Source organism: Pseudomonas sp. 58 R 3 (genome assembly GCF_900006605.1).
Classification (GTDB): Bacteria; Pseudomonadota; Gammaproteobacteria; order Pseudomonadales; family Pseudomonadaceae; genus Aquipseudomonas; species Aquipseudomonas salomonii.
In genome coordinates this window covers 282,935-298,849 of sequence record NZ_CVTT01000038.1, presented here as the reverse complement: position 1 = coordinate 298,849, position 15,915 = coordinate 282,935, and the positions used below count along the sequence as shown (strand labels likewise).

Sequence of the window (15,915 nt, the reverse complement as noted above, 5' to 3'; positions counted from 1 at the left end):
AAGCGTCCGGCGAGGCATTCCCACGCAGAGCGTGGGAACGATCGGCGTGAAAAATTCAAAAAGCCTCGTGTCTGAACAAGATGGGGGGCTTTTTTAGGTCTATCGTTTGCCCATCAGCACCGATCATCGGCAAGGGGCAGCGGGCATGCGTCAGCATTCGGTTATCCACACACCTAAAACCAGCGACTACGCGCAATTGGCGCAAATCTGGGAAGACTCCGTGCGGGCGACCCATGATTTTTTGCCGGACAGCTACATCGTAGTGCTCAAAGAGCTGGTGCTGACGCGCTACCTGGACGCGGTGATGCTGATCTGCACCAAGGACGCGCGCCAGCGCATCACCGGGTTTGCCGGGGTGGCGGCGGGCAAGGTCGAGATGCTGTTTATCGACCCGCAATACCGTGGCCAGGGCTTGGGTCGGCAACTGCTGGGTTATGCGATCGAGCACCTGAATGCCGATGCGCTGGACGTTAATGAGCAAAACCCGCAGGCCCTGGGGTTTTACTTCAAGCAGGGTTTCGAGGTGATCGGACGTGCCGAGCATGATGGCCTTGGCCAGCCGTACCCGCTGCTGCATATGCGCTTGCGCCAACAGCAACGGCGCAGTGGCTGACAGCGCCAATGTGGGAGCGGGCTTGCTCGCGAAGGCAGTAGCACATTCAACCTGTCTGTTGACTGACACACCGCTTTCGCGAGCAAGCCCGCTCCCACATTTTGAACCGTGTACCAACCAATAAAGCCACCGTGCTGAAATGGGTCCGGGATTAACCGCGCCCACACAGGTACAATAGCCGCCCCCTTTTGCTACGGCCCTTGTCATGACTGACCCCATACGCCTCTCCAAACGCCTTATCGAACTGGTCGGTTGCTCCCGTCGGGAGGCTGAGCTGTTTATCGAAGGCGGCTGGGTCTCGGTGGACGGTGAAGTGATCGACGAACCGCAATTCAAGGTCACCACCCAGAAGGTCGAGCTGGACCCAGAGGCTAAAGCCACTGTGCCGGAACCGGTAACCATCCTGCTGCACGCCCCGGTGGGCGTGGATGTGGAAACGGCGATGGCCTCGATCAGCGCCGAGTCGCTGTCCGAAGAGCACCGTTTCAGCAAGCGCCCGCTCAAGGGCCATTTCCTGCGCCTGACCGCCAGTGCCGACCTGCAGGCCAAGGCCAGCGGCCTGCTGGTGTTTACCCAGGACTGGAAGATTCTGCGCAAGTTGACCGCCGATGCCGCCAAGATCGAGCAGGAATACGTGGTGGAGGTCGAGGGCGACATGGTTGCCCATGGCCTCAACCGCCTGAACCACGGCCTGACCTACAAAGGCAAAGAGCTGCCGGCCGTCAAAGCCAGCTGGCAGAACGAAAACCGCCTGCGCTTTGCGCTGAAAAACCCGCAGCCGGGCGTAATTGCCCTGTTTTGCGAGGCGGTCGGCCTGAAAGTCATCGCCATCCGTCGCATCCGCATTGGCGGCGTGTCCATCGGCAAAGTGCCGGTCGGCCAATGGCGTTACCTGTCCGGCAAAGAAAAGTTCTAAGCCGCTCCCCTTTTCCCGGCACCGGCAACTTTGCGCGGTGCCCTCAGTTGAATACCAGGATTGCCCACCATGATTCACAACGACGTATTGCGCAGCGTGCGCTACATGCTCGACATCAGCGACAACAAGATGGTCGAGATCATCAAGCTCGGCGGCATGGACGTCACCAAGGAAGACCTGCTGACCTACCTCAAGAAAGACGAGGAAGAAGGTTTTGTGTTCTGCCCGGACGACGTCATGGCGCACTTCCTTGATGGCCTGGTGATCTTCAAGCGTGGCAAGGACGACAGCCGTCCGCCGCAGCCGATCGAAACTCCGGTGACCAACAACATCATCCTCAAGAAGCTGCGCGTGGCCTTCGAACTCAAGGAAGACGACATGCACGCCATCCTCAAGGCGGCTGAGTTCCCGGTGTCCAAGCCTGAGCTGAGCGCGCTGTTCCGCAAGTTCGGCCACACCAACTACCGCACCTGTGGCGACCAGTTGCTGCGCAATTTCCTCAAGGGCCTGACTCTGCGGGTTCGTGCGTAAGCCATGAGCTACTCGGTCTCGCCTGTCGGCTTCGTGCGCTCCTGCTTCAAGGAGAAGTTCGCCATCCCGCGCCAGCCGCAGTTGGCGCCGGCCGCCCGTGGCGTGCTGGAGCTGGTGGCGCCGTTCGACCAGGGCGAGGCGGTGCAGGGCCTGGAGCAGGTCAGCCACGTGTGGCTGCTGTTTTTGTTCCACCAGGCCCTGGAAGACAAGCCGCGCCTCAAAGTGCGGCCGCCGCGCCTGGGCGGCAACGCCTCAATGGGTGTGTTTGCCACTCGCGCTACACACCGGCCCAATGGTATTGGCCAGTCGGTGGTGAAGCTGGACAAGGTCGAGCCAGGCCGCTTGTGGGTGTCCGGGATCGATTTGCTCGATGGCACGCCGGTGTTGGATATCAAGCCGTATGTGCCCTATGCCGACATCATCGACACCGCTACCAACAGCATCGCCAGCAGTGCGCCGCAACTGATTGCCGTGCAGTGGCTGAAGGCCGCCCTGTTGCAGGCGCAAGGCCATGCGCAGCGCCTTGAGGAGCCGCTGGTGGCGTTGATCGAGCAGTGTTTGGCCCAGGACCCACGGCCGGCGTATCAGACGCCAGGGCCTGAGCGTGAATACGGCGCGCAGTTCTGGGATGTGGATGTGCGCTGGCACTATCCAGAGGCGGGCATGATTTGTGTGCTTGAAGTGATTCCCGCCAGGTAAACGCCGAAAACAACTGTGGGAGCCAGCTCTCACACAAGCCGGCTCCCACATTTTTTTGAGCAGTGTTTACTTCTCGACGAACGCACGCTCGATCAAATAATCACCCGGCTCGCGCATGCGTGGCGAAACTTTCAGGCCGAAGCTGTTCAGCACTTCGCTGGTCTCGTCCAACATGCTCGGGCTGCCGCACAGCATGGCGCGGTCGTCCTCGGGGTTGATCGGCGGCAGGCCGATGTCGCTGAACAGCTTGCCGCTGCGCATCAGGTCAGTCAGGCGGCCTTCGTTTTCGAACGGCTCGCGGGTCACGGTCGGGTAGTAGATCAACTTGTCACGCAGCGCCTCGCCGAAGAATTCGTTCTGCGGCAGGTGCTCGGTGATGAATTCGCGGTAAGCGACTTCGTTGACGTAACGCACGCCGTGGCACAGGATCACTTTTTCGAAGCGCTCGTAGGTTTCCGGGTCCTGGATCACGCTCATGAACGGCGCCAGACCGGTACCGGTGCTGAGCAGGTACAGATGTTTGCCCGGCTTCAAATCGTCAAGCACCAGGGTGCCTGTCGGTTTTTTGCTGATGATGATCTCGTCGCCTTCCTTCAAGTGCTGCAATTGGGAAGTCAGCGGGCCATCGGGCACCTTGATGCTGAAGAACTCCAGATGCTCTTCCCAGTTCGGGCTGGCAATGGAGTACGCGCGCATGAGTGGGCGGCCGTTGGGCTGTTGCAGGCCGATCATCACGAACTGACCGTTCTCGAAGCGCAGGCCCGGATCGCGGGTGCACTTGAAGCTGAACAGCGTGTCGTTCCAGTGATGAACACTGAGGACACGTTCGTGGTTCATGTTGCTCATGTACGGGGAACTCCTGGAAATGGGTCTGCGCCAACGATGAGATGCGCAATTGCACAGCATTCTAATGGCGGCGACAATATCTGTTAACTGGATTATTAAGATAAGGGTTATCGGTTATATCGATATGCGATTTACTCTACGTCAACTGCAAGTCTTCGTCGCCGTCGCCCAGCAGGAAAGCGTCTCACGCGCTGCTGGCCTTCTGGCCTTATCTCAATCCGCCGCCAGCACCTCGATCACCGAGCTGGAGCGTCAATCCAGCTGCCAATTATTCGACCGCGCGGGCAAACGCCTGAGCCTCAACGCCCTCGGCCATCAGCTATTGCCCCAGGCCGTGGCCCTGCTCGACCAGGCCAAGGAGATCGAAGACCTGCTCAACGGCAAGTCCGGCTTTGGCTCCCTGGCGGTCGGCGCCACCCTGACCATCGGCAACTACCTGGCGACCCTGCTGATCGGCAGCTTCATGCAGCAGCACCCTGAGAGCCAGGTGAAGCTGCATGTGCAGAATACTGCCAATATCGTGCACCAAGTGGCGCATTACGAAATTGACCTGGGTCTAATCGAAGGTGACTGCAGCCACCCGGACATCGAGGTACAAACCTGGGTCGAGGATGAGCTGGTGGTGTTCTGTGCGCCGCAGCATCCCTTGGCCAAGCGCGGTGTGGCGACCATGGAAGAGCTGACCCATGAAGCATGGATCCTGCGCGAACAGGGCTCGGGCACGCGCCTGACCTTTGACCAGGCCATGCGCCATCACCGCAGCGCGCTGAATATCCGCCTGGAGCTGGAACACACCGAGGCGATCAAGCGTGCAGTGGAGTCAGGGTTGGGAATTGGCTGTATTTCCCGGCTGGCGCTACGCGATGCGTTCCGGCGTGGCAGTTTGGTGCCGGTGGAAACCCCGGACCTGGACCTGGCCCGGCAGTTTTATTTCATCTGGCATAAACAGAAGTACCAGACCTCGGCGATGCGCGAGTTTCTGGAACTGTGCCGCGCCTTCACCGCCGGGGTTCAGCGCAGCGACGAGATCGTGCTGCCAAACATTGCCTGAGGCTTAGATCAGGATCACGGCCCACACCAGGGTGATCATGGTCAGCGCTACGAATTGCGCGGCGCTGCCCATGTCCTTGGCGTTTTTCGACAGCGGGTGGCGGTCGAGGGAAATCCGGTCGATGGCCGCTTCCACTGCCGAGTTGAGCAACTCAACGATCAAGGCCAGCAAGCAGACCGCGATGAGCAAGGCGCGCTCGACCCGACTGACGTGCAGGAAGAAGCTCAACGGGATCAGGATCACGTTAAGCAACACCAACTGACGGAATGCCGCCTCGCCGGTGAATGCTGCGCGCAGGCCATCCAGGGAATAGCCACCTGCGTTGAAGATACGTTTGATACCGGTTTGACCCTTGAAAGGCGACATAGATGTAGGCAACTGAACCAAAGAAGTGGGGAAACTAGATCACGCAAAGTCAAAAAAGCGTGAATCGGGCACAGCTTAATGCTGCGAAATTGACTCAAGTTGTTGCAGGAGCAGCGCCGCCTGAGTGCGAGTGCGCACGCCGAGCTTGCGGAAGATCGCCGTCACGTGGGCCTTGATGGTCGCTTCCGACACACTCAACTCATAGGCAATCTGCTTGTTCAACAAGCCTTCGCAGACCATGGTCAACACCCGAAATTGCTGAGGCGTCAGGCTGGCAAGGCCATCACGGGCGGCTTTGGCTTCGTCGGACACGTTGATTTCTTCAAACGCTTGCGGCGGCCACGACACATCGCCGTCCAGCACCTTGCGCACGGCGTTCTGGATATCTTCCATGGCGCTCGACTTGGGAATGAACCCGCTGGCACCAAACTCCTTGGAGCGCACCACCACATCGGCGTCTTCCTGGGCCGAGACCATGACTACCGGGATCTGCGGGTACTGCCCGCGCAACAGCACCAGCCCCGAGAAACCGTAGGCACCCGGCATGTTCAGGTCGAGCAGCACCAGGTCCCAGTCGGACTTTTCGTTGAGGCGGGTTTCCAGTTCGGCAATGCTGGCCACTTCGACCAGGTTCACGTCAGGGCCAAGGCCCAAGGTAACGGCCTGATGCAGCGCACTGCGAAACAGCGGATGGTCATCGGCTATCAGGATTTCGTATGTGGCCATTGATTAAATGATCCTGTTTTTTATGGGAGCCCTGATGGGTTCAGGGTTCGCCAGTACACAAGGCAACAGCCAGGCAGCCATCGCCACAGGGCACACTCAGCATCAAAAACACCTGAAACGATACTGAAAAGTCACGGTTACGCCCCAATCGGCGCCCAGCATGCCCAGCGTAGCCTAGGGGGTCAAGCACTACGCCCGTGGGCATTTTAGCCGGTTGCGGGTTTGCGGTGCCATCATGCAAACGTCGTCTGGTTATACCGCGGGGATATAAGGCGCAAGTCGCGTGTGCACGCTGTCCGCAGGGTCGACCGGCAATTGGAATTTAGCGGCCAGGTAATGCGTGCTGAACACATCGAGGTAGGCGTCCAGCACTTCACTGGCCGCTGCGTCGCCGGCCAGTTCCAGGCACAGCGCGGCCACTTCGGCGGTACAGAAATGATCATCGCGCTTGGACCGGCGCAGCTTGTAGCGTGACAGTTGCTCAGGCGCCAGGCTCAACACCGGCAAGTGTTCCAGGTATGGGCTTTTGCGGAACATCTTGCGCGCCTCGCTCCAGGTGCCATCCAGCAGAATGAACAGCGGGCGTTTGCCGTCTTGCACCCTCACCTCACTGCACACTCGCTCAGGCACCACGAATTCGCCCGGAAACACGATATACGGTTGCCATTGCGGGTCGGCTAACAAGCTCAGCAACTCAGGGGCCACTTCTGTGCGTGACCAGGCGAACGCGGTGGTGTCGTCGATCACATCGGCGATCAGCCAGCCGGTGTTGCTGGGCTTCATCGGTTCCACGTCATGCATCAACAGGCACATGGCCGAGCGGGCCTGCACTGTCGGGCGCCAGGCGCACAGGCAGTACTCGGGAATCACCCGGCAACCGGGGCAACGTTCGGCACGCGAACCCCGGTTGAGAAACGGCCGGACGGCGCGCGCCAGGCGCTGGGTACGCAAGCGGGAGACGGCGTGGCTCATCGGGCGCACCGCGAGCAGAGGTCAATCGACACAGAAAAAACTCGAACAAGACTAAGTGGCCGCAGTTTACCAGCGATACGCCTGGCTGTAGTGGCAAGCGGTCCCCTATAATTGCGCGCCACTGAACGCACAGCGCAGTGGCTGGTCTATGCACCAGTAACCGAATCAGGAGAGTTTCATGCTGCGTTCCATGCTGCGCCTTGTTGCCCCATCCGTCGCCCTTGCGCTGGTCCTGCCCCTGGGCGCCCACGCGGCGTCGTTGCTGGAGGCCCAAATGAACAGGAAGCTGCAAAGCGTCGCGGCCGAGAGCAACAAAGACCTGCCTCGGGAAATCGACGCAAAGACCCTGGAAGTGGCCTACACCGTTGAAGGCATGCAACTGATTGATCACCTCAGTGTGCTACCTGACCGTGCCGAACAGATGCGCGCCAACCCCAAGGCTGTGTATTTCCAGCTGGGTCAGAGCGTATGCCTGAACAAAGGCTATCGCGAGCTGATGGCCAAGGGCGCCGTGATGCGTTATGAAATCACCGAGAACAAGACCAACCGCCCGGTAGCATCGGTCAAGTTTGTGGAAGCCGATTGCCCGGCACCGGCGGCCGCCAAGAAGAAAAAGTAAACCGCTGCTCGATCTCTGTGCGCGACTGTCCGGTGGCGCACACCTCCCCCGCTGCATTTGCCCGGCAACGACTAAACTGCGTGATGAGTGACCAATAAGCGGTTGCCAGCCATGGGTTTTTCGGCTCATCATCAAGCCATCCCGGCAGCCCATCTACTGCGTTTTTCACGCCGTTCTGTAACATTCTCAGGGCAAAAGAGGGTTGCCCTCCTGCGACTTGCAGTGCAAAGGTTTCCAAATCACAAGGAACATACAGAGCCCGTTTTGCCGCCTGGCGAACACCGTGCAACGCCAAGGGCGTGCAGCGACACATGCAGTGTCGTGGCCGCGGACGAATCTCTCGCCGATGGCCCAGGTTCTGTGAAGAAGGAGAAGTTGAATGCCTTACGAACCGAATGACCGCCTGCTCCGTCATTTTGAAGCAAACGGCGCTGACCTCACCCAGCAGGTCGACGCACAACTCCAGCTGGTCGCTCCCAACAGCCCGAACATCCCTCTTTATCGCGACATGATCCTCACCGTGCTGCGCATGGCGCAGGACGACCGCAACCGCTGGAACGCCAAAATCACCTTGCAGGCGATCCGCGAGTTGGAGAATGCCTTCCGCGTACTGGAACAGTTCAAGGGCCGCCGTAAGGTGACCGTATTCGGCTCGGCACGCACGCCGCTCGAAAGCCCGTTATACGCCCTGGCCCGGGAAGTCGGGGCACTGCTGGCACAATCGGACCTGATGGTGATCACCGGCGGCGGCGGCGGCATCATGGCTGCCGCCCACGAAGGGGCTGGCCTGGAGCACAGCCTGGGTTTCAACATCACGCTGCCCTTTGAACAGCACGCCAACCCGACCATTGATGGCACTGACAACCTGCTGTCTTTCCACTTTTTCTTCACTCGCAAGCTGTTCTTCGTCAAGGAAGCCGACGCGCTGGTGCTGTGCCCAGGCGGTTTCGGCACCCTGGATGAAGCGCTGGAAGTCCTGACCCTGATCCAGACCGGCAAGAGCCCGCTGGTGCCGGTGGTGCTGCTGGATGCCCCCGGTGGCGGTTTCTGGCAAGGCGCGCTGGACTTTATCCGCAACCAGCTCGAGGCCAATCGCTATATCCTGCCCACCGACCTCAAGCTGGTTCGCCTGGTCTACAGCGCTGAAGAAGCGGTGGCGGAAATCAACCAGTTCTATGCCAACTTCCACTCCACCCGTTGGTTGAAGCGTGAGTTTGTGGTGCGCATGAACCACCGGCTCAGTGAACGGGCCTTGGCCCACTTGCAGACAGAGTTCGCCAGCCTGCGCCTGAGTGGTGAGTTTCAACAGCTTGCTTACACTGGCGAGGAACACGATGAGCCCAGGTTCAGCCATTTGACCCGCCTGGTGTTCAACTTCAATGGCCGTGATCAGGGCCGCCTGCGGGAATTGGTGGACTACATCAATTTGCCGGAGAACTGGGCCCAGGCTCAGGGGAAGACGCAGCAGCGGGTGGCGCCGGAGCCGGCGTGATTTTTTAGGCAAAAAAAAAGGCCCACTACTGTCGTAGTGGGCCTTTTGTTTTACCGAGATCTGGCATCTCAGCAGCCAACACAATCCGATGTGGGAGCTGGCTCGCCTGCGATAGCGGTTTGCAAGCTAGCTTATAGGTTGCTGACCCACTGCTATCGCAGGCAAGCCAGCTCCCACATTCAGATTTTTACCAGCCTGAAGACTTAATCGTCCATGTCTCGGCCGCTGAGCAACCGACTGATCATGTCCATCGAAAACCCGCGATAACTCAGGAAGCGACCTTGCTTTGCACGCTCCCTGGCATCAATCGGCAAATGGCCGGCAAACTTGCGCCGCCAGGTATCTTCCAACTGCGACTGCCAACTGATACCGCACTCACGCAGGGCAAGGTCGATATCGGCACGTTGCAGGCCACGCTGGCTCAGCTCTTCACGAATTCGCGCTGGGCCGTAGCCGGAGCGCGCGCGGTAGGAGACAAAGCTTTCAAGGTAACGGGCTTCGGAAAGCAGCCCTTCTTCCGTCAAACGGTCCAGGGCTGTTTCGATCATCTCGGGCTCTGCACCGCGCTGACGCAGTTTACGCGTCAGCTCGACTCGACCATGCTCGCGGCGAGCGAGCAGGTCCATCGCGGTGCGCCGAACGGCGACGAGTGTATCCAGTACCACAGTCATCGTTTGCTTCAGATATCAGTGTCAGCTTCTTCCACTTCTTCAACCGGCTCGCGGTTGGCAGCAGCTTTCACGTCCGGCGCTGGGGTCAGCAGCTTGTCGCGAATCTGCTTCTCAAGCGTGGCAGCGATATCCGGGTTGTCCGCCAGGAACTTGGCCGAGTTGGCCTTGCCCTGACCGATCTTGCTGCCGTTGTAGGCATACCAGGCACCGGACTTCTCGACGAAACCGTGCAGTACGCCCAGGTCGATCATCTCGCCGTTCAGGTAGATACCCTTGCCGTAGAGAATCTGGAACTCTGCCTGACGGAACGGCGGAGCCACCTTGTTCTTCACGACTTTAACGCGGGTTTCGCTACCCACCACCTCATCACCTTCCTTCACCGCGCCGGTACGGCGGATATCCAGACGGACCGAAGCATAGAACTTCAGCGCGTTACCACCGGTGGTGGTTTCCGGGCTGCCGAACATCACGCCGATCTTCATGCGGATCTGGTTGATGAAGATCACCAGGCAGTTGGCGTTCTTGATGTTACCGGTGATTTTACGCAGCGCCTGGGACATCAGACGGGCTTGCAGGCCCACGTGCATGTCGCCCATTTCGCCTTCGATTTCAGCTTTCGGTACCAGGGCAGCCACGGAGTCGACCACGATCACGTCGATGGCGTTGGAGCGCACCAGCATGTCGGTGATTTCCAGGGCTTGCTCACCGGTGTCCGGCTGGGAAACCAGCAGGTCGTCAACGTTGACGCCCAGCTTGCCGGCGTATTCAGGGTCCAGGGCGTGCTCGGCGTCGACGAACGCACAGGTGGCGCCCATTTTTTGCGCCTGAGCAATCACCGACAGGGTCAGGGTGGTTTTACCGGAAGATTCAGGGCCGTAGATTTCAACGATACGGCCTTTTGGCAGGCCGCCAATGCCGAGTGCGATGTCAAGACCCAGAGAGCCAGTGGAAATAGCCGGGATCGCCTGACGGTCGTGATCGCCCATACGCATTACGGCACCCTTGCCGAATTGACGTTCGATCTGACCCAGGGCCGCAGCCAAGGCTTTCTTCTTGTTGTCGTCCATTAAAGTCCTCACGTAATCAATAAGGCCTGACGGCCAACACCTGTATAAGTAGACAGTATTGTTCCACAAAGATCCGGGATCGCCTACCCCTGATTTTCGATTTCTGCTGCAGCTCGTCGCAACAAGCCCTCCAGCGCGGCCTTTACCGTTTGTCGGCGGACCTCGTCGCGGTTACCGGGGAAGTGCGCCAGCTCGGCCGTCACCTCGTCGCCCACGCCGAACGCCAGCCATACGGTGCCCACCGGTTTGTCCGGCGAACCGCCATCCGGCCCCGCGACACCGCTGACCGCCACGGCAAAGCGCGACAGGCTTTTTTCCTGCGCACCGCGCACCATCGCTTCCACCACTTCCTGGCTGACGGCGCCGACCTTGGCGAACAACGCCTCCGGCACGCCCAGCTGGCGGGTCTTCTGCCGGTTGGAGTAAGTGACATACCCGGCCTCAAACCACGCCGAACTGCCCGGAATACGCGTGATGGCTTCGGCGATACCGCCACCGGTGCACGACTCGGCAGTGGTGACGTGGGCATTGAGCACCTGCAAACGGCGACCCAGATCAGCGGCCAGTTGAGTGATTTCCTTCACGGTCGTCTCCAGGAATGGGCGGGGGTTTGCCTACCCTACAGGAGCCTATCGGCCATGCAAGTTACAGAGTGCATCAAGACGCTAACGGCCGACGACGCGCACGCCACCTCAGGAAACGCCCAGCACCGCCTTCGCCCGTGCCCATAGTTGCAAACGCTCGTCCAGCCCGTTCAGCCCGCCATTGATGCGCCGGGTAACGGTGGTGAACTGGTCTTTGTCGGCGAGTTCATTCAAACCATTGCTCTGCCAGAACCAGGCAGCGGACTCACACGCCCATTGCGGCCGCTCCAGCAGTTGCGGTTGCTGCAACAGACGGTCGTCGCCAAACAACGCTTGGCTGCAGGCGAGGTAATTGCGCAGCCCCGTGATCTGGATAAGCCCCCTGCCCCGGTACTTCTGGCCATCGCCGTCGGCCTCGGGGGTGTTGCCCAAACGCGCCGCCAGGGTGCCGGTGTCGTATTTGCTCAGGTATTGATCGCTGCCCAGTTCTCGCACATAGAGCAACTGGCCGGATTCGTGGCCGATTTGGGCAAGAAATGCGGCCATGCGCTCAGGTGTGATGATTTGGTGGTGTGACATGGCGGCGTTTAACGCAGAAATGAAAACGCCGGCTTTAAGCCGTGAGCGTGGTAAGACTTTAACTAACTGTTGCTCGGACAGGACCATGTTGCCCTCCTCGGCGCTTCGAAATGAAGATCGAGCTTTGAGTGCCGCACGAACTCAGGCGTATTTTTCATTCAGTGCATACAAGATCGCGCAGGTTTCGCAATCCAGCACTCCATCAGGGTTTTCAGGCCGAAAGTGCAGTTGAAAAGCCCGTACCAGCGCACTGAAAAAACCATCAGAAATGGGCGTTTCAATGCCATAGCCATAGCGGGAAAACGCCTGAACCACTTGGTCACGCTCAGGAATTTCGCCACTGAATTGCTGGAGGTATTTGTCTTTGACTGAATCCTCGTACCAGGCGCCGATACCTGCCTGCGCAAGGTCTTTCCAGGGAAGCTTGGGGCCGGGGTCTGATTTGCGACCGACCGCAATATCGGAATGGCCTACCACGTTTTTCGGCGACATGTCCGGGTAACGTTGCAGGATGTTCCTCGCCAATTGCTTGAGGGCTCTGATTTGCGAAGCCTGGTAGTCAGGGAACGTGAAAACGCCGTCGACATCCGTGGCCTGGTTAACAATCTCGATACCGATAGAGGTGTCGTTCAACCCTGAACGACCGGCCCACTGGCTGACACCTGCGTGCCACGCACGGTCCTCTTCCGCCACCAGACTGAAAATCTTCTGCCCTTTGAAGCCCGCCGCAATGTAGCTCGGATCGATTGGATCCGGGATCAGATAATGCGCACTTGCAGCCCCGGTGGTCAGCGATTTGACCGAGCCAGAAAAGTCCAACGCGGTGTAGTGCAACACCAGGAAACGTACACGTTTGCCGTAAGGTTTAAGCGTGCGATAAGTGTTGTAGTCAATCGTAAACATAGAGCCTCCCTTTTTCCTATCCATCCTTTAGCTATTACGCAGCACACGCGCCTTGAATTAACCGCACGCAAATGCTGCGACCTGCCGCTCTCAGAGACGATGAAGTTCAATATAGTGCTCATGTGTATTCACCTATGGAGTCGAATGACTTGTCGCGGAAGATTCCGCTTTCATGTCGCTCAAAGGCGATTGCTCGAGGCTCGCGGGTTTCACATGACTCAACGTCCCGCATCGGGAACATTTGATCTGGAGCTCTGTAAACCCACCCGTGCGGGCGAGAAGTCTTTTGCAGTTACCGCATCTGAATTCTTTCAACACCTGCAAATTCCTTTTGCTGAATTACCCTTTCCGTGGGCAATAAAAAACCCGACACAATCGCCGGGTTTGTTAGCTGATTTTACTCAGTTGTCAGGATGCTCGCTCGCTACTGAATCAGCGGCGTCCACATCCGACATATCCTCTTCGAGAGGTGCATCGTCGTCAGGCGGCAGCGGGATCTTGTCCTCATCACGCCTTGGGTCATGCCCTGTCTCGTTATCAGTGCCGCGTGTGACTTCCTGCTGAGAAATATTGCCTGGCGCATTCTTATCGATGTCCATGCTGACTCTCCTTCTTTATGCTCGGGATATCCGCGCTTGAACATGGGAGGCTGGCAGGTCATGGTCAGTGCCAATCAACGGACGAACGGCTTAAGGCAAACGTCCCCGTTCAATGGCGAGGCCTGGAATTAACGATTGGTAGGTCCGAAGGTGAGCCCTTTCAGGAACCAGCGCTGCTCTGGTGTAATCGAGTCGGCCTGTTTTGCATTTTCGATTTCGGTAGCACCGATCTGCGCGTAGTAGGCGCATGCAATGCCGTCGACCACCATAAATGGCTTCGCCTCTTCGAGACTTCTGAGCAGCATGCTGATCCTCCAGACACGAAAAGCCCCAGCGAATGCCGAGGCCCTGAATAGGTCCCTCATCAGCGTGACAAGTCAGAGGCTCTGAGGGCTTGGGGAAAATCAGGCAATAAAAAGCCCAGCGCGACGGCTGGGCTCTATTACGCAAGGAGCTAGAAGATCATGGAGTCCAGTAAGCAATCTTGCCGCCTGCACCAACAGCGATAAAATTGCCGTTGCCGTAGGCGACGCTCCGGATATCGGTTCCTGCGAAAGTGTTGGCTTGCTGAACCCAGCCGATCCCATCCTCGGAAACGGCTGTCTTGCCGCCGTCGCCGACAGCTACATACTTGCCATTACCGTAAGCAATGTCGCGGATGATGGTTCCACCGAAACTGGTATCTGCAACAGCAGTCCAGTTAAGCCCATCGGGTGAATATGCCATCTTGCCATCCGCACCAACGATAAACATTTTCCCGTTGCAAAGCTTCATGGAAAGGATGGTGCTAGTGCCGAAGGTGCTGGTTACGGTCGAGAATGATTGCGGATTACCCGTCGCCATCTTCACAGCGCTAAGCAGCTTCCCATTCGATCCCGCAACCAACACGAAAACGCCAATGACGTTGACGCAGTACACAGTCTCGTCAGAAGTGAAGGTCGTAGTGCGCTCCACCTGGCCTGACCAATCGCCATAACGGGAAAAGACTTTACCGTTAGACCCAACCAGTATCCAGGTCGCGTCGCTGCCGGAAATTGGCTGATAATACACAATGCCTTGCAAGTCTCCGGACGCGCGAACAGTTGCCGTAATGTTTGTCCAAGCCCTTTCAGGGCGTGCTGTGCTGCCGTAGGCCACATTGCCGGATTGAGAAACGGCTTGAAGCTGTGTCCCAAGACCGTTCCAGTACAGGTCATTGAGGACCTTTGCGCTATCAGAGGTGACGACGTCCTTAAGCTTGGTCCACGCTGTACCAGTTGCGTTTCCGCTGACAAGCTGAGTGGTTGTTGGAAGACCGTTGCCACCAGCCGCATAAAACTTGCCGTCCCCAAAAACCACGCGCCTAAGCATGCCGGTGTTATCCACCGGTTGCACCTGGGTCCAAAGATCTTGCAAGGTTTGAGACGCTGAGTTTGCGTTTTCCATTTTAAACTCCGTTACTGAGCTGATTTAAGTTCAGGCCTCTATATTGGGCGTATGGCGCTCATGGGCGATGGCTCGAGGCGCGTGGCCTTCACATGGTTCAACGTCCCGCAACGGGAACATTTGATCTGGAGTTCTGTAACCTCACCTATTCGAGCAAGGAGTTTTTTGCAGTTTCCGCATCGAAGCTCTCTCAACATAAGTTCCTCCAACATCAGTGAACGGCTGCTTCGAATGACTTACCTGTTCACGCCGACAACCCATTCGCTGTAATCGAACTGCGATACCCAGTCACCGGATCGCCAACATGCACCACCTGTTTCATCGACCACTGGCCCTGCATATACGAAGGCCAGGTTTCATCCAGCACCAGCAAGCCCTCAGCGGCCAGCAGCGGGTTGCCAGGGCAATCGATCACCAGTTTCAAGCCTTCGCGTCCCACGCGACGCAGTTCGCCTTCAGCCACGGCACGCGCCTCGGCTTGGTTCTGGCAGCGCTGACGCAAGGTTTTGAACGGGGCCACCCCCACCTCGACTACCTGCTGTTTGCCACCTGCGGCATCCCACCAGGTCACGCGGCTGCCCATGTATTTGGAGCGAGACGTTTCGTCGAGCTTGGCAGTGATGAAGGCCTGGTCACCGGGGCGATTGTCCTGGGTCACGGACAGCTTCACCTGCGGTAATAATTGCCCGGAAAGTGATTTGACCTGCCCCGCTTCGGCCAGCACATACAACTCGTTGATCGGTTTGGTAACCGCGCTGTAGCGTTTGGCAAGGCGGGTGATGAATGCCATGTCGCTTTCATTGGACTGGTCGATATGGGCAATCGCAATGCCTTCCAGCGCCGGGGCCACACGCGGTGAAAAACCGTGGCGACTGACCAGTTGGCGAAACAGTGCGCCCAGCGTGGTTGGCCCGTAACTGGCCGACCGTCGCTGGCGATAACCGCTGGCATCGAGCATGCTGAAAGGCGCGGCAGTCGCCAAGATCATCAAGCGCATGGGAAACAGCACGGGCGTGCGCTGAGTGATCACAAACTCGCCTTTTTCCACCAGCGCCGACTCCTGAAAACCCACACGCAAACCGATCTTGCCGCTCAGGCTGGGCAAACCTTCCAGCCCCTCGATATTGAGGGTCAACTCCAGCCGGTCAGACTCGATACCTGCGGCGTCGGTATGGCTCCAATGCATCAGGCGTTGATTAAGCAGCGCGGCATTAGCGCCATAAAACTCCACGATCGGCGTAAATCCCTGTGCCATG

General features: G+C 58.4%; 22 protein-coding genes. 7 read left to right on the top strand and 15 right to left on the bottom strand.

Annotated elements, in window-relative coordinates:
* Positions 1-145: 145 nt before the first annotated feature.
* The 4 genes from BFP92_RS07120 to tsaA all read left to right on the top strand — a co-directional run bounded on the left by BFP92_RS07120 (position 146) and on the right by tsaA (position 2,759).
* Positions 146-613, top strand: coding sequence for a GNAT family N-acetyltransferase (locus BFP92_RS07120; protein WP_065928936.1), 468 nt, complete (start codon positions 146-148; stop codon positions 611-613).
* Positions 614-818: 205 nt separating this feature from the next.
* On the top strand, positions 819-1,529 hold the full coding sequence (locus BFP92_RS07115; protein WP_065928935.1) for an rRNA pseudouridine synthase: 711 nt from the start codon (positions 819-821) through the stop codon (positions 1,527-1,529).
* Positions 1,530-1,598: 69 nt separating this feature from the next.
* Positions 1,599-2,060 (top strand): YehS family protein, encoded by a 462-nt coding sequence (locus tag BFP92_RS07110; RefSeq protein ID WP_056857589.1) that lies wholly within the window; start codon positions 1,599-1,601, stop codon positions 2,058-2,060.
* Positions 2,061-2,063: 3 nt separating this feature from the next.
* Complete coding sequence (gene tsaA, locus BFP92_RS07105; protein ID WP_065928934.1) at positions 2,064-2,759, top strand: tRNA (N6-threonylcarbamoyladenosine(37)-N6)-methyltransferase TrmO; 696 nt, start codon at positions 2,064-2,066, stop codon at positions 2,757-2,759.
* Positions 2,760-2,825: 66 nt separating this feature from the next.
* On the opposite strand, the gene fpr is transcribed toward tsaA, so the two are convergent.
* Positions 2,826-3,605: a ferredoxin-NADP reductase gene (fpr, locus tag BFP92_RS07100; RefSeq protein ID WP_003189055.1), complete on the bottom strand. Its 780-nt coding sequence runs from the start codon at positions 3,603-3,605 to the stop codon at positions 2,826-2,828.
* A 124-nt stretch (positions 3,606-3,729) separates the two neighbouring features.
* Between fpr and BFP92_RS07095 the strand changes: the two genes are divergently transcribed.
* Positions 3,730-4,656, top strand: a complete 927-nt coding sequence (locus BFP92_RS07095; protein WP_065928933.1) for a LysR family transcriptional regulator — start codon at positions 3,730-3,732, stop codon at positions 4,654-4,656.
* 3 nt (positions 4,657-4,659) lie between these two features.
* Here BFP92_RS07095 and BFP92_RS07090 read toward each other — a convergent pair whose 3' ends face one another.
* The 3 genes from BFP92_RS07090 to BFP92_RS07080 all read right to left on the bottom strand — a co-directional run bounded on the left by BFP92_RS07090 (position 4,660) and on the right by BFP92_RS07080 (position 6,720).
* A complete protein-coding gene (locus BFP92_RS07090) occupies positions 4,660-5,022 on the bottom strand; it encodes a diacylglycerol kinase (RefSeq protein WP_017137081.1) in 363 nt (120 codons plus the stop codon).
* A 75-nt stretch (positions 5,023-5,097) separates the two neighbouring features.
* Complete coding sequence (gene erdR / locus BFP92_RS07085) at positions 5,098-5,748, bottom strand: response regulator transcription factor ErdR (RefSeq protein ID WP_065928932.1); 651 nt, start codon at positions 5,746-5,748, stop codon at positions 5,098-5,100.
* Between the two features lie 252 nt (positions 5,749-6,000).
* On the bottom strand, positions 6,001-6,720 hold the full coding sequence (locus tag BFP92_RS07080; protein WP_065928931.1) for a tRNA-uridine aminocarboxypropyltransferase: 720 nt from the start codon (positions 6,718-6,720) through the stop codon (positions 6,001-6,003).
* A gap of 178 nt (positions 6,721-6,898) precedes the next feature.
* Here BFP92_RS07080 and BFP92_RS07075 point away from each other — a divergent pair, with 178 nt between their 5' ends.
* The gene (locus BFP92_RS07075; protein WP_065928930.1) at positions 6,899-7,339 is read left to right on the top strand and encodes a PA3611 family quorum-sensing-regulated virulence factor; all 441 of its coding nucleotides are present in this window, start codon (positions 6,899-6,901) and stop codon (positions 7,337-7,339) included.
* Positions 7,340-7,718: 379 nt separating this feature from the next.
* A complete protein-coding gene (locus BFP92_RS07070; RefSeq protein ID WP_065928929.1) occupies positions 7,719-8,831 on the top strand; it encodes an LOG family protein in 1,113 nt (370 codons plus the stop codon).
* 203 nt (positions 8,832-9,034) lie between these two features.
* Here the strand turns inward: BFP92_RS07070 and recX are convergent, their stop codons facing one another.
* The 11 genes from recX to BFP92_RS07030 form a co-directional block, all read right to left on the bottom strand.
* Entirely contained in the window at positions 9,035-9,502 is a 468-nt protein-coding gene (gene recX, locus BFP92_RS07065) for a recombination regulator RecX (RefSeq protein WP_034118389.1), read from the bottom strand.
* An 8-nt stretch (positions 9,503-9,510) separates the two neighbouring features.
* On the bottom strand, positions 9,511-10,569 hold the full coding sequence (gene recA / locus BFP92_RS07060; protein WP_048720087.1) for a recombinase RecA: 1,059 nt from the start codon (positions 10,567-10,569) through the stop codon (positions 9,511-9,513).
* 83 nt (positions 10,570-10,652) lie between these two features.
* Positions 10,653-11,153, bottom strand: a complete 501-nt coding sequence (locus tag BFP92_RS07055) for a CinA family protein (RefSeq protein WP_065928928.1) — start codon at positions 11,151-11,153, stop codon at positions 10,653-10,655.
* A 108-nt stretch (positions 11,154-11,261) separates the two neighbouring features.
* On the bottom strand, positions 11,262-11,819 hold the full coding sequence (locus BFP92_RS07050; protein ID WP_065928927.1) for a glycoside hydrolase family 19 protein: 558 nt from the start codon (positions 11,817-11,819) through the stop codon (positions 11,262-11,264).
* Between the two features lie 54 nt (positions 11,820-11,873).
* Positions 11,874-12,635 carry an N-acetylmuramoyl-L-alanine amidase gene (locus BFP92_RS07045; protein WP_065928926.1) on the bottom strand — a complete coding sequence of 254 codons (762 nt, stop codon included), beginning with the start codon at positions 12,633-12,635 and terminating at the stop codon, positions 11,874-11,876.
* A 132-nt stretch (positions 12,636-12,767) separates the two neighbouring features.
* Positions 12,768-12,959, bottom strand: coding sequence for a Com family DNA-binding transcriptional regulator (locus BFP92_RS30220; RefSeq protein ID WP_074854400.1), 192 nt, complete (start codon positions 12,957-12,959; stop codon positions 12,768-12,770).
* A gap of 77 nt (positions 12,960-13,036) precedes the next feature.
* On the bottom strand, positions 13,037-13,234 hold the full coding sequence (locus tag BFP92_RS07040) for a hypothetical protein (protein WP_056857599.1): 198 nt from the start codon (positions 13,232-13,234) through the stop codon (positions 13,037-13,039).
* Positions 13,235-13,362: 128 nt separating this feature from the next.
* Positions 13,363-13,539 carry a hypothetical protein gene (locus BFP92_RS31680; protein ID WP_170875825.1) on the bottom strand — a complete coding sequence of 59 codons (177 nt, stop codon included), beginning with the start codon at positions 13,537-13,539 and terminating at the stop codon, positions 13,363-13,365.
* A gap of 157 nt (positions 13,540-13,696) precedes the next feature.
* On the bottom strand, positions 13,697-14,659 hold the full coding sequence (locus tag BFP92_RS07035) for a DUF6242 domain-containing protein (protein ID WP_065928925.1): 963 nt from the start codon (positions 14,657-14,659) through the stop codon (positions 13,697-13,699).
* A gap of 38 nt (positions 14,660-14,697) precedes the next feature.
* Entirely contained in the window at positions 14,698-14,856 is a 159-nt protein-coding gene (locus BFP92_RS30215; protein ID WP_074854399.1) for a Com family DNA-binding transcriptional regulator, read from the bottom strand.
* A gap of 47 nt (positions 14,857-14,903) precedes the next feature.
* Positions 14,904-15,914, bottom strand: coding sequence for a contractile injection system protein, VgrG/Pvc8 family (locus BFP92_RS07030; RefSeq protein WP_065928924.1), 1,011 nt, complete (start codon positions 15,912-15,914; stop codon positions 14,904-14,906).
* Position 15,915 lies beyond the last annotated feature (1 nt).

Bases quoted from the DNA above. Each gene is read 5' to 3' on its own strand.
- BFP92_RS07120 (WP_065928936.1), top strand. From the start codon at position 146: ATGCGTCAGCATTCGGTTATCCACACACCTAAAACCAGCGACTACGCG.
- BFP92_RS07115 (WP_065928935.1), top strand. From the start codon at position 819: ATGACTGACCCCATACGCCTCTCCAAACGCCTTATCGAACTGGTCGGT.
- BFP92_RS07110 (WP_056857589.1), top strand. From the start codon at position 1,599: ATGATTCACAACGACGTATTGCGCAGCGTGCGCTACATGCTCGACATC.
- tsaA (WP_065928934.1), top strand. From the start codon at position 2,064: ATGAGCTACTCGGTCTCGCCTGTCGGCTTCGTGCGCTCCTGCTTCAAG.
- fpr (WP_003189055.1), bottom strand. From the start codon at position 3,605: ATGAGCAACATGAACCACGAACGTGTCCTCAGTGTTCATCACTGGAAC.
- BFP92_RS07095 (WP_065928933.1), top strand. From the start codon at position 3,730: ATGCGATTTACTCTACGTCAACTGCAAGTCTTCGTCGCCGTCGCCCAG.
- BFP92_RS07090 (WP_017137081.1), bottom strand. From the start codon at position 5,022: ATGTCGCCTTTCAAGGGTCAAACCGGTATCAAACGTATCTTCAACGCA.
- erdR (WP_065928932.1), bottom strand. From the start codon at position 5,748: ATGGCCACATACGAAATCCTGATAGCCGATGACCATCCGCTGTTTCGC.
- BFP92_RS07080 (WP_065928931.1), bottom strand. From the start codon at position 6,720: ATGAGCCACGCCGTCTCCCGCTTGCGTACCCAGCGCCTGGCGCGCGCC.
- BFP92_RS07075 (WP_065928930.1), top strand. From the start codon at position 6,899: ATGCTGCGTTCCATGCTGCGCCTTGTTGCCCCATCCGTCGCCCTTGCG.
- BFP92_RS07070 (WP_065928929.1), top strand. From the start codon at position 7,719: ATGCCTTACGAACCGAATGACCGCCTGCTCCGTCATTTTGAAGCAAAC.
- recX (WP_034118389.1), bottom strand. From the start codon at position 9,502: ATGACTGTGGTACTGGATACACTCGTCGCCGTTCGGCGCACCGCGATG.
- recA (WP_048720087.1), bottom strand. From the start codon at position 10,569: ATGGACGACAACAAGAAGAAAGCCTTGGCTGCGGCCCTGGGTCAGATC.
- BFP92_RS07050 (WP_065928927.1), bottom strand. From the start codon at position 11,819: ATGGTCCTGTCCGAGCAACAGTTAGTTAAAGTCTTACCACGCTCACGG.
- BFP92_RS07045 (WP_065928926.1), bottom strand. From the start codon at position 12,635: ATGTTTACGATTGACTACAACACTTATCGCACGCTTAAACCTTACGGC.
- BFP92_RS07040 (WP_056857599.1), bottom strand. From the start codon at position 13,234: ATGGACATCGATAAGAATGCGCCAGGCAATATTTCTCAGCAGGAAGTC.
- BFP92_RS31680 (WP_170875825.1), bottom strand. From the start codon at position 13,539: ATGCTGCTCAGAAGTCTCGAAGAGGCGAAGCCATTTATGGTGGTCGAC.
- BFP92_RS07035 (WP_065928925.1), bottom strand. From the start codon at position 14,659: ATGGAAAACGCAAACTCAGCGTCTCAAACCTTGCAAGATCTTTGGACC.
- BFP92_RS30215 (WP_074854399.1), bottom strand. From the start codon at position 14,856: ATGTTGAGAGAGCTTCGATGCGGAAACTGCAAAAAACTCCTTGCTCGA.
- BFP92_RS07030 (WP_065928924.1), bottom strand. From the start codon at position 15,914: ATGGCACAGGGATTTACGCCGATCGTGGAGTTTTATGGCGCTAATGCC.